Source organism: Cylindrospermum stagnale PCC 7417 (genome assembly GCF_000317535.1).
Classification (GTDB): Bacteria; Cyanobacteriota; Cyanobacteriia; order Cyanobacteriales; family Nostocaceae; genus Cylindrospermum; species Cylindrospermum stagnale.
Genome location: NC_019757.1, coordinates 3,896,405 through 3,910,342, shown reverse-complemented (window position 1 = coordinate 3,910,342; position 13,938 = coordinate 3,896,405). Strand labels below are relative to the sequence as shown.

Here is a 13,938-nt window from a genome sequence, read left to right as displayed (position 1 = left end):
TACTTATATGATAAAAAGCAGTAGTATTATCCTTGACGGCGGGGAGGCACATTGATTACTTAAAATGAGGCAGACAACTGTTTTGATCAGGTGGTAATCCCCCTCACCCTTATCAGTCAAATTCTCATGAAAACCGTATTGATTGTCGAAGATGATCTGATTAATGCTCGCGTTTTTTCCAAAATTCTGACCAAGCGCGGTGGCTTGGGTGCGAAACACACCGAAGACGTGGAAGAGATCATGAAAATCGCCCAAGCAGGAGAAGCCGACCTGATTTTAATGGATGTTTCTTTGTCACGAAGTTTTTACCAAGGTCAGGCTGTTGATGGGATCAAAATTACACAACTGTTAAAGTCTGACCCACTCACAGCAAGCTTACCGATTATTTTGGTGACAGCTCATGCTATGGAAGGCGATCGCGAGAACTTTCTCAAACAGAGCGGTGCTGATGGCTACATCTCTAAACCAGTCGTTGACCATCAACAATTTGTTGACCAGATCATTGCGCTTCTACCAACTGGGTAATTGGTAATTGGTAATTGGTAATTGGTAATGGGTAATGGGTAATGGGTAATTGGATAAACAACTATTTCCCCAATCCCCAATCCCTAATCCCCAATCCCCAATTCCTCCTATTGTGTAGGCTGTTGACCGGGGGCTGATGTGTCCTCCCGTCGTTCTAGGGCTGCTTGAATACGGGGTAATTCTAGGAATTTTTTCGTATCTGACAGCAGGCGATCGCCCCAGAGATTTTGCTTCAGGAAATCCAAGTCGGCATAGCGCTGATCGATGCGGAGTGCAGATTCTCCCATTGCCAGACCTTGTTGGCGCTCGCCTTTGGTATACAGCGCGACTGCCAATGCTAGTAAAGGTTCTGCGGCTTGCTTGTCAAGCTTCACCGCTGTTTGCCATTGCTTAATCGCTCCTGGGATATTACCCTGCTCGTAGTTAATTAAACCAATGTTGTTAATTGCCGGCCAGAATTTTTTATCTTGGGAGACAGCTTTGGTGAACTGAGCGATCGCATCTGGCAATCGACCTGACACAAAGTAAGCATTCCCCAAATCAAATAATCCCTCTGGGTCATTGGGTTTTAACTTTAGACCTGCTTGGTAATTGGCAATAGCTACTGGGTACTTTTGCTGCTGAAAATTAGCCGAACCCAAAGCAAACAGAATGTCAGCATTTTTGGGGTTGAGAGTTTGGGCTTTGTTCAGAGCCGCGATCGCTGCATCAAACTCTTTAGTTTGCAAATGCAAGCCACCTAACAGCAACCATACTTTATCATTTTTAGGAGCCAGTTGAGAAGCCAGCCGCGCTCGTGGTAAAGCCAACTCAACCTGTTGAAACTGCGCTAATTGAGCTGCCTCCTGTGCCAAGCTCAACCCCTGCTTCTCCAACTTTGCTGCATCAAGTTGCAGCGTATGGGGTACCAATGCCTGTGCATGAGCTGCTTCGGGCATACTCCACAAACTACAGACAACCAGAAGAGAAATCAACCGAACGTGTTTAGGCACACTACCGCCTCTTAACCACAAATCAAAGAATCTTTCAGATAGCTTAAACGATCTCCGCTCTAGACGAAAGGCAAATTTTGCAGCAGACGCGTGTTTACGGCGGCAATTACCGACAGCAAAAACACATTTAACTGGCGTTGAACAGGTTAGGGCTGGGTATTAGTAATATAACTAATTTAGCTCTTGACATCGCCCTCAACAGCGAGTAGATAGATAATTGTGTAAACACTTAATTTATAGCTCGTACATTCATCATCACCAATCAACCTGGGAAGCCAAGTAGTTTGAATAGTCCACAGGCAATAAGTGGAAATACGTGGTGCGATTCTTTAATAAAACCTAGCATCAAGGCTAATTTTAAAACTGGTGACTTTGGTCATGCGCTGGTTTAAAACTACTAGTGACTTTAGTCATGCATTGAGTTGGAACCTTTTAAAGGATAATTGCTTATATGAATTTATACGACGAGGTTGTTGAACAATTGAAACAAAACCGCGCCTCCATCGTTTTCGCTACTGCCCGATTAACCAAAAGTGGATATGGCAATTGATACATCACACCCTGTGGATTCATCGGCTTTGGTTCCGGAAGTCAAAAAAAAGGGCAAAAATCGTTGGCTATCTTGGCTAATCGCTCTTGGCCTTTTAGGTGGTATGAGCTATGCAGTTTATTACCAGGTAGCAGTACTTTCCCGTCAGGAAGCAAGACGCCGGGTGCTGACAAAGCCTGTAGAGAGGCAAACTTTAGCGATCGCAGTTTCCGCCAACGGTACGGTGAAGCCGGAGCGCTCAATCAACCTTAGCCCTAAAAATTCAGGCATCCTGAAAAAACTGCTGGCGAAGGAAGGAGATATCGTCAAACAAGGACAGATTGTCGCTTACATGGATGATTCCAACCTGCAAGGGCAACTCACCTCTGCGCGAGGACAAATAGCACAAGCTGAGGCGAATCTCCAAAAGTTGCTCGCAGGCAATCGCCCCCAAGATATTGCCCAATCACAGGCACAACTGAACGAGGCTGAAGCGAATCTGCGAAAAATTCAAGTCGGCAATCGCCCTCAAGATATTGCCCAAGCACAGGCACGGTTACAAAGCGCTCAAGCCAACCTCAGTAAAGCTGAAGATGATTTTCGCCGCAATCAGCAACTTTACAATTCAGGAGGCATTTCTCTCCAGACTGTAAACCAAAAACGTGCAGATCGCGACAGTGCCCAAGCCTCGGTGAGTGAAGCACAGCAAGCACTAGCGTTACAAAAAGCCGGGTCACGTCCAGAAGATATTCAGCAAGCACTCTCTGTGGTGCAGCAGAGACAACAAGCTTTATCACTCCTCAAAGCAGGAACACGCCGAGAAGATATTGACGCCGCACGTGCTCAGATGATGTCTGCTCGCGGCTCCCTACAAAACGTCCAAGCCGAAATCAACGACACGATCATTCGCGCACCATTTGAGGGTGTGGTGACGAAGAAGTACGCTGATCCGGGCGCTTTCGTGACTCCCACAACTGCCAGTAGTTCCGTATCTTCTGCTACTTCTTCTTCAATCTTGTCTCTAGCTTCAACGAATGAAGTTGTCGCCAATTTAGCCGAAACCAATATTTCCAAAATCAGCCTTGGTCAAAAAGTCTCAATTAAAGCAGATGCCTACCCAGGAAAAACCTTTGAAGGTACAGTGAGTCAAATTGCTGCCCAAGCGATAGTGGAGCAAAATGTTACCAGTTTTGAAGTCAGAGTAGCGCTCTCAGACTCTCAAAGGTTACTGCGATCTGGGATGAATGTGGCAGCAGATTTTCAAGTCGGTGAATTGGAAAACGTCTTAGTGGTGCCCACAGCTTCGGTGGTGCGGCGAGAACGTGCCACAGGTGTGTTTGTAGCTGGCGCGGATGACAAACCCGTGTTTACTCCCATCGAAACTGGCGTTACCGTGAATAATTTTACTGAAGTCAAATCTGGATTGACAGGAGACGAGCGGGTATTGCTCAGTTTCCCACCAGGTTCACGACCACAATCAACACCACGAGGAGGGGTTTTTCCTGGTCTAGGTGGTGGTGGTGGTGGTGGCGGTGGACGTTCTCAGGGCGGTGGGCGTTCTCAGGGCGGTGGTTCTCCTTAAATTTAGTTTTATATACAACAATATGGCTAAGGCTTATTACGCGAATAAAGCTAAGAATACCCGCACAGTCCCATTGCTAGAAATATTGTTAATGGCAGCAGAGACGCTGTGGAGTAACAAATTACGCACAGGACTAACGATGCTGGGGGTAATTATTGGGATTTCTTCAGTCATTGCCATTACTTCTGTTGGTCAGGGAGTGCAAAAGGGAGTTGAGCAACAGATACAAGCCTTGGGTACGGATGTGCTACAAATCTTGGCCGGTGCGGCTAGAAGTGGTAATATCCGCCAAGGAGTAGGTTCTAGCAGCACCTTGACTTGGGAAGATGCTAAGGCGATCGCTACACAAGCCCCATCCGCTGAACTTGTTTCTGCTTATCTACAACGGAATGCACAAGTTGTTTATGCCGGACAAAACACGTCAACGACGGTTTTTGGTACAGATTTAAACTACCCAGAAGTCAGAAATACCCGCCCCCAGCAGGGGAGATATTTTACTCAGGAAGAACTAGATACTGCCGCACAGTTTGCCATTATTGGCCCTACAGTTCAGAGAACTTTGTTTGGACAGGGTGGTAATGTCATCGGTGAGAAAATTCGGATTCAGGGAGAAGCTTATGAAGTGATTGGGGTGATGGAACCTAAAGGGTCTCAGGGGCCGACAGACCGAGATGACCAAATTTTTATCCCTCTCACTAGTATGTCGAAAAGACTGGTTGGTAACAATGCCCTGGTAGGCGTTTCTGTGAATGGGATTTTAGTCAAAGGAGCCAATCAAGAGCAGTTAGAGGCGGCCCAGTTTCAAGTTACCAATCTCTTACGCCTGCGTCACAACATCTATCCACCGCAAGCCGATGATTTCCGGCTGACTAACCAAGCTGATATTGTGAGCACCTTCACTAATGTTGTGGGCTTGTTTACAGTCATGGTAGTGGCGATCGCAGGCATCTCTCTAGTCGTTGGCGGTATTGGCATCGCTAATATCATGCTGGTTTCCGTTGTGGAACGCACGCGGGAAATTGGGATTCGTAAGGCAGTAGGCGCCACCAATTCAGCAATCCTCAATCAATTTTTAGCCGAAGCGATCGTGATTTCTATTGCTGGCGGCAGCATAGGTATAGCGAGTGGCATTGTGATTGCTTTTACATCTGCAACCATTTTCAAGTTTCCGTTTGTGATATCTTTTTTGTCGATCATCGTCGGGTTTGGACTCTCCCTCAGTGTTGGCTTAGTCGCTGGGGTAATTCCCGCACGAAACGCCGCCAAATTAGACCCCATCACAGCTTTACGCAGCGACTAAAAAACTCAATATTCAAAACCTCCAAGCACCTTTACGCTTACCCCTGCGTGCAGTACTTTGCCAATAAATCAAGTACAGAGATTAGCAGTTAAACTCTTGTTTCGAGCGCCTCAATACATTCACTAAAGATTGATTTAGGCATATATCAAACTTCGATTTAGCTCTAGTATAAAATATCTATTAGTTAGCAGCCAATCAGTCTGGAGGATTTTCAGGGAGATTTTTAATAAATTTATCAAAAAAGGCTAACTGCTCCCTAAATCGTTCAATCTCAAGTAAATATATTAGTTCTTTCTCACCTAACAACTTATCCGTTGGTAGTTCTTCCAGTCGCTTGTTAATCTGACCAAAGAGTTTTTCTAAATCTTCAATAGCTAGGTTGATGTCAGAATTATCCGATGTTGTTTCAAATATATCTTCAGTTAAATTTTCCAGGACATTATTTACTTCCTCCACGACTTCAGAAATCATGGTTTGAGCCATTTCTGAAATATTCTCAGCCAATTCTTCAAAAGAATGGGTGATTTCTTCTAAAGTTTGATTAATGCTATTTTCAGAGGTTGCTGAAAAACTGCCATTAGTCCAATCTTTAGCGAAATTGTCTATGGCTTCAGAAATTTGTTCGCTATTATTTGAAGTTGCTACTTGGGCAAAAGCTGATGGAGTGATATTAGCCCAGATAGTACGGTAGCCAGTTTCACCAGTTGCTTGTAATTGCTTCACAGAAAGAGCCAACCAACTCTCGGTGGATAACAATTGACTGTCAGGATGCTCTTGGTTCAGATTCAGAATATAAGTTGCTGCCTCCATTGCATCAGTTGCTATTTCTAATGGAGACGGCAGTAAACTCGGCTGAAGACCAATTTCGATTTGAATATCATTTTCGGGTAGGAAGTTACCAACTGATAGGGGGCTACGTACTTCTGGCTTAAGATTGAACATTGCCTCGCTGTCAATTCGCTGGTAGAGTTCTGGGTTTACCAATAAAGTAAGATGGTATTCGATTACTTCATTTTCCAGCTTAGTTAAAGCTAGATTGATAACCCGCACAATTAGGGGAGATTGAGAGCGATCCTTTAGCGTTATTTCAGTGTTGAGAGGATAATGTTCAGTCTTTGGTTCCATCTTACCAATAGAAATAGATGAGAAAGGCTACCTGTGTATTAATCAATTAAAGGCCCACAGCCTGGAAAAAGTATATGTCTTACCAATGCCAATACCTGACCTTTTTCGTAGGGCCAAGGGGTAGGTGCTTCGGGAACTCGCTTCCAGCGGGCGCTTTGCGCCATCGCGGAGTTGGACAGTGTAATTTTTACCTTTAAATAGTTTAATTCTTTGTTAATGCTCATTTTTACGACAACTGTAAGTTGGGACTGTTGCCAGATTGTTTGACCAATCATAATCAGCACCTAATTCATCAATTTTGCTTTGAGATGCTTAAAAAGCTGATTAGAGCGAATCATTTTTGATACAGGATAAGGTATAGCAGTAGGAATAATATTTAATATTTGTTTAACTCCTTTAGGATTAAGAGAATGAACGATAAGCCTGACATTTTTGTTGCGAGAAAATTGAATTGCTTTGGCTACGTCTGCACCGTTTAAATCACCATGGAGGTTGTAGTCAAGAGAGATGATATCAAAATCATAGGCGTTACAGAGTGTAATTGCACGATGTCCAGTATTTACCAGTATCCAGGCATGGGAACGATACAAGGAAGTAAGAACCTTCTGACGTTCTTCTGTATCTTCAATAATTAAGACTCTAAGCGGTTCTTTACAATCAATATGATTATTGTCTGGGATCAATATAGTCTCCTAGTGCAATTGAAAAACAACTAGCTACCCTATCGCGTGGCACATCTTGTCCAAGAAGTAAATAATCACTGTCACAATCTTCAAGCAAGTAAATACAGTAGAACATTTCACTTTCACCATTTAGAAGATAGGAGACAGCAACTTCTTTTGCTTCTTCTGACTCAAAATCTTCCTGAAGAGTCCAAATACGAACATCGTGACACGTTTTTCCAAGACAGTTTTTCAGAGTAGGTGAAGCTGCTGAAGTCTCCGAAAGTCGGTAGAGCTTTGTAAATTCATCGCTAGACAAAGTTCCTGGTAAAACAAAAATCGAAAGCTGTTCTCCATATACATCTAACCCATAAGTAAGATTACCTTCAAAGTGAAGTTGTATCGCACCTGGGTTGTGAGAAAAGAATTCAGTTTCAGTAAAATAGCCGCCTTCAAGAAATGATGGAAGGTCAGATCCAAAAAATCGATCAACTTCTATGAGACGACGACCAATAGACTGATTGAGGATATCCTTCTGTTTGGATAGTAACATATTAAATAATTCGTCATCTGTCAACATAGTTATTTAGCATCTTATTTCTTTTCACGCAAAATTTTTCTGAATCGGCCAATAATATTCTCAATATCTCCTTTCGGCCCTTGTTTACGGATGTTGAAGCTAGTTGGATCATTTAGGAAAACTGCACCATCGGATCTTCTAATAACAAATGGAAAGTCACCTACATTAGCATTAGCTTTTTGCAATTTTTGATAAATATCTTCTAAATCATCTATTGTTCTTTGAGTGATAATATCAATATTTTGGGGAGGAGTAAGAGGTGTTTTAGCTCTTCCAATGATTGATTTACTACCTACAGCACCCTCAATCTTCTCAAGAAGTAAAATATGTTCACCGGATTCAAGTACAGACTTTCCGACATATACAGTTGGAATATCTAACTTTTCTAATTCTAGCATGGCAGTAGCTTCTTTTTGCAGACGGCTACCCGCAGGTTTAATTAATAAATTGGGGTCTTCTACCATATTAAAGATATCACTTGTAAAACCTCCATTTTTACCTCTACTAGTAGTAGGTTGGGTTGAGGAACGAAACCCAACATTAATTAGCTACTCAAAATCAAAATAATTGTTGGGTTTCACTTTGTTTAACCCAACCTACATTGCCCAACCTTTGGCGAGATAATCGCGGACATTACCACCAACTTGGGCAATTGTTGCCCCTAACATTGCACCACCCAAAGCATTCATAATGATTGGCAATGCAGCACTTACAAAAGCTGCTGCCCCTCCTCCTGTAATTACATTGGCACCAATAAATATACTTATGGCTGCTGTTACTCCCAATAGCACTTTGGGCCAGTTATTCGACCACCACTGAGAAATCCCTGTTTTCATTAAGTTCCAGCGAACTTCTGCCCGTTGTTTGGGTGAGAGTCCATCATCAGGATTTTTCTGTTCCTGAACTTCTCCTTCCTGAACTTCTCCTTCCTTACCCCCTGTAGCTTCCGACATTATCGCTTCCATCGTGCGGCTGGTATCATTGGAAGCACCAAGTTCCACCTCACCTTCACCCTTTGTCTGCTGCATTAATTCCGCCATTAGCTCTGGCGAAAGTTGCATATTATTCTCTACCGCATCAACTCCTACATTGTCTTGAGTCCAAGGCGCTTGAGGCAATTCTGCATTTGTTCCACCCTCACCCATAGCGCCACCGTTGGCTCCTGGTGCTGCTATACCAGCCTGAGCTAATTCTGCGGGAGATAGGGGTTCATCCAGATTTCCACCCAGCAATTCTTCCAAGCCTGCGGTTTCAAACTGGGGAGGGGCTGCTGCTGCGGCTTCTACTAAGTTGGTCAAGTTCTTGATTAATTCCCCAAATTCACCGCGAATAATCATCCCAATCACAGTGAAAATGCCGTTGTAGATGTCTTGAACAAGTTTTAACAACGAATCCAAGGTATTCGCCAAGAAATCTAAAGCCGCAGCCACACCTTTCTTTAACAAGTCTGCGGCAGTATTTACCGCTTGCACCGCAGTGTTCACCGCTTGGTCAATTTTGTTGTTAATTCTCTTGGCTATTTCTGGGAAGGCAGCAAAAACAAGATTAACTATCCCCTTGAGAATTTCTCCATAAGCTTGGATTAAGGTAGTAATTACCTTTTGTGCCAGTTCAATTGCAGCTATTGCTAATTTCTTCGCTGCCTCAAAGATAAATTTAATGCCTTCCCGTAACTTATCGTAAATAAAGCTAACTGCTTGTTTAATTCCATCAATCAATGCTGCTGCCTTATCAGCTAGCCAGCCTAAGAACCCACCAGATTTCTTTTGACCTTCATCTTTTTTCTGTTGAGCCTCAGTTTCTGCTGTTTGCTTCTTTTGCTCGGCTTCTTTTTCAGCATCGGCTAGATGTTTAGAAGCTTCGGCATCACCTTTGAGTTTTTCGGCATCAATCTTGCTCTTTTGTTCAGTAGTGGCTTTACCTGCTTTGTCTTGATAATCTTTATCTGCATTATCTAACTCAGTTTGCCACTCTAATTTGGCGGCGGTGACTTGAGATTGCGCTTGCTTTTGGGACTCTAATTGTTGTTGACTGGTGTCTTGATTTAGCTTGGCAATTTCTGTGTCTGCATCGGTTCGAGATTTAGCGGTATCTTGGTCAAACTTATTTTTACCAACAATATATTTTTCCTGTTCTCCACCAATGCGTTGTTGAAACTGTGGTGCTAAAGATTGATCCAAGTTAGCAGCAATTTCTGGGGGAATGGTGGGTTGTTTGCCACCCTTAGCCCCTGGAAATTCTGCCAAAGTTAGCTGCTTATTAGCTTTGATTGTTTCATCACTTGATTTAGGGAAAATATCATTCTCCCCATAATCTTTATTAATCTCTTGAGCAGATTTGGCTTTTTCCTGTTGTACCTGTTGATTGGCTTGTTGTTGCTCACTATCTAATTGTGCCGGATTGATAGCTGCATCAGTCAAGTTAACTGTGGGGGCAGTTCCGGCTTGGGTGCGGCTGTTGCTGATATATATTCCCAGGCTGACCTAGGGTAAGCTTCATCTGCAATCTTGGCGTCTTTGGTGGTGTCGGACGATATGCAAATATTGCTCCATCTATGAAACTCTTACCAACTTCCTGTGATTTTTCTGCTTGAGCCTGTTCTTCTGGTGTTTGGTCTTGTTGGGGTGCTACTTCTTCGGTTTTGGGCTGAACAACAAAGCGACGCGGTGCGAATTGATTTGGTGCTGGTGTGTCTGAGGAGTTGGCAGAATTTTTGGAGGTTCTGTGCTGCTTGCTGTACATTTACCCAATCCTCGAAGTAGAAATTTTTACAAGTCATTGCTAGATATCACTTTTGATGATTTCCGCTTTTCACTCAACTGACTAGCACCAATAATTACAACCTAGCTACAAGGGTGGCAGGTGGTTAAACTTATATTTCTCTGCTGCTGACTCGCTCATTCGTTGAATTTCTACAGCTTTATGGAGAACATTTTAGTCTTGTTCTCAGTATATACTATATGTTGTTTTTTGGTTTTTTATCTGAGTTAAAGAAATAAAGCTTGATTTAGAGATCAAGCATGTCAATGGGTGTAGCGATCGCGGGAGCGGGTGCTGTTGCCCAACTATTCTTTCAGGTTGCACTGTGCCGAAGGCACAGTGGAGGCAAGCTGTATCCAGCAAGCCTCGGCAACATACGCGCGATCGCGAACAGCGGGGCGAGTGCCTATGGCTGATGTTAGGTTGTGTCAAGGCTAACTTCCGTTCTGTACAGCCACTTTACCTAAATGGCACTAAGATCAGCGTAAATCCTTTGGCTATCATGATATGGCAACGATGATTTGGATGGAATCCATTACCAAAACCTACCATTTAGGAGAAGTTGATGTTCCTATACTCAAGGGAATTCAACTCTCAATTGAAGAGGGTGAATATGTCTCCATTATGGGTGCGTCAGGTTCTGGCAAATCTACGCTGATGAATATTTTGGGCTGTCTGGATCGTCCCACTACTGGAAACTATATTTTGGAAGGCAGAAATCTCACAACTTTTGATGATGATGAATTAGCGTATATTCGCAACCAAAGGATCGGTTTTGTTTTCCAACAATTTAACTTATTGGCACGGGCAACGGCACTAGAAAATGTGATGTTACCGATGATTTACGCTAATTTACCTAAGCCAAAACGCCGTGAAAGGGCATTGTCGGCTTTGCAAAAGGTGGGATTAGGCGATCGCATTTCTAACCGCCCTAGTCAACTCTCTGGGGGTCAACAACAACGGGTGGCGATCGCCCGCGCTTTGGTCAATCGACCTGCATTAGTTTTGGCAGATGAACCCACGGGAGCTTTAGACACTGAGACTTCTTACGAGGTGATGAGTTTGCTCTCAGAACTTAATCAGCAAGGAATCACCATCGTGATTGTGACTCATGAACCAGATATCGCTGCCCAAACTCAAAGAATTATCCGTGTCCAAGATGGTTTGATTGTGCGCTAAGAAAGGTAATATTAACCCTGTTGCGGGAATTGAAAATTTTTTACCCTGTCTGTTAAATCAAAAATCCAAATGGCGATCGCAGTTTCAAAGTTGTGGAAAAAATCGCTTAATTAACTTAATCTAATTATGAATTCCTTGTTTGTGCATTCTACCTGGGTTACAGCAACACTTGCGGTGATGGGCAACAGTGCCTGCATAGCGATTGCAATCATCATTCCCACTTTAGCCAATAGCGCAGGTGCAAGCACTCCTCCAGTACCGGAGAATTCCTCAATTATCAATGGTTCTAGCTCTGTGCCAGTTCCTGATCATCTCAACCCTAATCCTAATCCTCTACTGTTTCCCACTAAGCCGGAAGAAGTAAAGATCGATCAAACTGTGCCGATCACTTTGGCACAGGCTTTAGAACTAGCACGACGTAATAATCGAGACTTACAGGTAGCCATATTAGAGCTAGAACGCAGTCAAGGTGCGCTACAAGAATCCCAGGCTGTGTTGTTTCCTACTGTTGGTCTTAATAGCAGTGTGACTAACAATGGTAATGGTTTGACTAGCAGTTCATCTCCATCTACCACCTCTTTTAATGGTTCAGCACAACTGAATTATGACCTCTATACCTCCGGTAGACGGCAAGCTAGTATCCGAGCATCTGAAGAACAAGTACGGATCAATGAACTCGCTGTTGAAAGTAAATCTCTGGAAATTAGCTTGAATATCACCACTGAATATTACAATTTGCAACAAGCAGATGAACAAGTCAGAATTAATCAATCTGCTGTGGAAAATTCCTCCGCTAGTTTGCGGGATGCTCAAGCTAGACTAGATGCCGGAGTGGGTACGCAGTTCGATGTGCTGCAAGCTCAGGTGAATTTAGCTAATTCTCAACAAGAACTGACGAATGCTCTCTCACAGCAAAGAATTGCCCGTCGTCGGTTAGCAACCTTGCTCAGTCTGTCGCAGTCGGCTAATGTTAGTGCGGCAGACCCTGTACAATTAGCGGGGCTTTGGCAGCAAACACTGGAAGAAACTATCATCCAAGCTTTTCAAAACCGTCCGGAATTGCCCCAATTTTTGGCACAACGCAATATTTATGAGCAACAGCGACGGCAGGCACTTTCGCAGCTAGGTCCACAGCTTAGTTTGGCTAGTAGCTACAATTTGCAAGATCGATTTAACGATCGCATCAATGTCTCCGATGGTTATTCAGTGGGACTACAAGCCAGTCTCCGGCTGTTTGATGGGGGTGCAGCAAGAGCAAGTGCTGATCAGTCGAAAGTTAATATAGCGATCGCTGAAACTCAATTTGCTCAGAGACGCGACCAAATTCGTTTTGATGTAGAACAATACTATTCTCAGTTGCAATCCAATTTGGATAATGTGCAAACTGCTACTTTAGCTTTAGAGCAAGCTAGGGAAGCTCTGAATATAGCTAGGCTGAGGTTCCAAGCTGGTGTAGGCACTCAAACAGAGGTGATTTCTGCCGAAAATGACCTGACAAGATCTGAAGGTAATCGACTCACCGCCATTTTGAATTACAACCGCGCACTGGCTAATTTACAGCGTTCTGCCACTCCTAGAGGGGCAATTAAATCTTCACCTTGACCGTCGCTTCGCTCCAATTAAAAATTCAAAATAGAGCCTACGGCTCCCGTAAGGGATACAAAATTCAAAAAGGATACAGAACCAATGAATTTATTTAGGGAAAAGAAGGAAAAATATATTTACCAAACGCGCAGCGCGAGAATTACGGCGTCCTTGGGGAGAGAGCAACTAAATTTATTTATGGGGATGTTAATTTTTAATTCTTAATTTTTAATTCCCCCTAGGGGTTGACGTCGCCATCAACCTGCGAGTATATTAATAAGTGAATACATACTTATTTATGGCTCGCACACCCAAAATCACCAATCAGCAAATTTTAGAGGCAGCGCGTGAAATCTTTCTCCAACAGGGCTTTGGTGCTTCAACTATAGAAATTGCACAGCGAGCGGGAATTTCTGAGGCATCAATTTTCAAGCGCTTCTCAACAAAGGAAGAACTGTTTTTCGCATCTATGGGAATTCCAGAAAAACCCCTCTGGATGCAAGAGCTTGAGTCTCTTTCTGGCAAAGGCGATGTTAAAGAAAACCTCATTCAGGTGTGCCTTGATATTCTGGAATTTTATCGCGAGATCATGCCACGATTGATGATGTTGCAAACACGTGGTAAGGCTCTCCCATCCATGGCAATTAAACTAGAGTCAAAGTCTATTCGCGATGTCAAAGTATTGACTGCTTTTCTGGAGCAAGAGATAGCACAAGAAAGGCTTCGTTTTGGAGATCCCAAAACAATGGCGCTAATTTTGCTAGGATCACTAATGAACTATGTTTTTCTAGAACAGATAAACCCCGAAAGAGGTATAACGACAGCCTCACCAATATTTGTCCAAGGTCTTGTAGAGATTCTCTGGCAGGGAATTGCACCCACCCAAGATTAATAGAGCAAAGTAGATAGATGTTTTTTTGGACAATTAATAAGTGATTACTTACATTTTATTTTTCCAGAGTTAATTTTGGACTTTTTAGACAACAGCATCCAAAGTCAACGATTGCCAATTTATTTGCTATTTTTTGGAGAGAAACTAGCAAAATTCACCCAATCAGGTGATGGCGCACAGAACGGCTCAACATTAGTGTAAATTAAAACTGTAAGTATCAGATTTCAC

The 13,938-nt window shown here is 43.2% G+C and carries 15 protein-coding genes; 7 read left to right on the top strand and 8 right to left on the bottom strand.

Annotated elements, in window-relative coordinates; translation table 11 throughout:
- The first annotated feature begins 126 nt into the window (after positions 1-126).
- Positions 127-525, top strand: a complete 399-nt coding sequence (locus CYLST_RS16310) for a response regulator (RefSeq protein WP_015208830.1) — start codon at positions 127-129, stop codon at positions 523-525.
- Between the two features lie 107 nt (positions 526-632).
- On the opposite strand, the gene CYLST_RS16305 is transcribed toward CYLST_RS16310, so the two are convergent.
- Complete coding sequence (locus CYLST_RS16305; protein WP_015208829.1) at positions 633-1,517, bottom strand: tetratricopeptide repeat protein; 885 nt, start codon at positions 1,515-1,517, stop codon at positions 633-635.
- A 539-nt stretch (positions 1,518-2,056) separates the two neighbouring features.
- Here CYLST_RS16305 and CYLST_RS16300 point away from each other — a divergent pair.
- Both CYLST_RS16300 and CYLST_RS16295 read left to right on the top strand, forming a co-directional pair.
- Positions 2,057-3,628 carry an efflux RND transporter periplasmic adaptor subunit gene (locus CYLST_RS16300; RefSeq protein ID WP_015208827.1) on the top strand — a complete coding sequence of 524 codons (1,572 nt, stop codon included), beginning with the start codon at positions 2,057-2,059 and terminating at the stop codon, positions 3,626-3,628.
- Positions 3,629-3,650: 22 nt separating this feature from the next.
- Positions 3,651-4,928: an ABC transporter permease gene (locus CYLST_RS16295; protein WP_015208826.1), complete on the top strand. Its 1,278-nt coding sequence runs from the start codon at positions 3,651-3,653 to the stop codon at positions 4,926-4,928.
- Between the two features lie 195 nt (positions 4,929-5,123).
- Here CYLST_RS16295 and CYLST_RS16290 read toward each other — a convergent pair whose 3' ends face one another.
- The 7 genes from CYLST_RS16290 to CYLST_RS16260 all read right to left on the bottom strand — a co-directional run bounded on the left by CYLST_RS16290 (position 5,124) and on the right by CYLST_RS16260 (position 10,037).
- On the bottom strand, positions 5,124-6,053 hold the full coding sequence (locus CYLST_RS16290) for a hypothetical protein (RefSeq protein WP_015208825.1): 930 nt from the start codon (positions 6,051-6,053) through the stop codon (positions 5,124-5,126).
- Between the two features lie 38 nt (positions 6,054-6,091).
- Entirely contained in the window at positions 6,092-6,328 is a 237-nt protein-coding gene (locus CYLST_RS16285) for a hypothetical protein (protein WP_015208824.1), read from the bottom strand.
- A 9-nt stretch (positions 6,329-6,337) separates the two neighbouring features.
- On the bottom strand, positions 6,338-6,736 hold the full coding sequence (locus CYLST_RS16280) for a response regulator (protein WP_015208823.1): 399 nt from the start codon (positions 6,734-6,736) through the stop codon (positions 6,338-6,340).
- Positions 6,720-7,295 (bottom strand): hypothetical protein, encoded by a 576-nt coding sequence (locus CYLST_RS16275; RefSeq protein ID WP_015208822.1) that lies wholly within the window; start codon positions 7,293-7,295, stop codon positions 6,720-6,722. Before CYLST_RS16275 ends, CYLST_RS16280 begins: the two co-directional genes overlap by 17 nt.
- A 14-nt stretch (positions 7,296-7,309) precedes the next feature.
- Positions 7,310-7,759, bottom strand: a complete 450-nt coding sequence (locus CYLST_RS16270) for a hypothetical protein (RefSeq protein ID WP_015208821.1) — start codon at positions 7,757-7,759, stop codon at positions 7,310-7,312.
- A 132-nt stretch (positions 7,760-7,891) separates the two neighbouring features.
- Positions 7,892-9,715, bottom strand: coding sequence for a hypothetical protein (locus CYLST_RS16265; RefSeq protein WP_015208820.1), 1,824 nt, complete (start codon positions 9,713-9,715; stop codon positions 7,892-7,894).
- 1 nt (position 9,716) lies between these two features.
- Positions 9,717-10,037, bottom strand: a complete 321-nt coding sequence (locus CYLST_RS16260) for a hypothetical protein (RefSeq protein ID WP_015208819.1) — start codon at positions 10,035-10,037, stop codon at positions 9,717-9,719.
- Between the two features lie 278 nt (positions 10,038-10,315).
- Between CYLST_RS16260 and CYLST_RS34600 the strand changes: the two genes are divergently transcribed.
- From CYLST_RS34600 to CYLST_RS16245, 4 genes are all read left to right on the top strand, one after another.
- The gene (locus tag CYLST_RS34600) at positions 10,316-10,471 is read left to right on the top strand and encodes a hypothetical protein (RefSeq protein WP_157162598.1); all 156 of its coding nucleotides are present in this window, start codon (positions 10,316-10,318) and stop codon (positions 10,469-10,471) included.
- A 91-nt stretch (positions 10,472-10,562) separates the two neighbouring features.
- Positions 10,563-11,234, top strand: a complete 672-nt coding sequence (locus CYLST_RS16255; RefSeq protein WP_015208818.1) for an ABC transporter ATP-binding protein — start codon at positions 10,563-10,565, stop codon at positions 11,232-11,234.
- Positions 11,235-11,360: 126 nt separating this feature from the next.
- Positions 11,361-12,836: a TolC family protein gene (locus CYLST_RS16250; protein WP_015208817.1), complete on the top strand. Its 1,476-nt coding sequence runs from the start codon at positions 11,361-11,363 to the stop codon at positions 12,834-12,836.
- A gap of 280 nt (positions 12,837-13,116) precedes the next feature.
- Positions 13,117-13,710: a TetR/AcrR family transcriptional regulator gene (locus tag CYLST_RS16245; RefSeq protein ID WP_015208816.1), complete on the top strand. Its 594-nt coding sequence runs from the start codon at positions 13,117-13,119 to the stop codon at positions 13,708-13,710.
- Positions 13,711-13,938 lie beyond the last annotated feature (228 nt).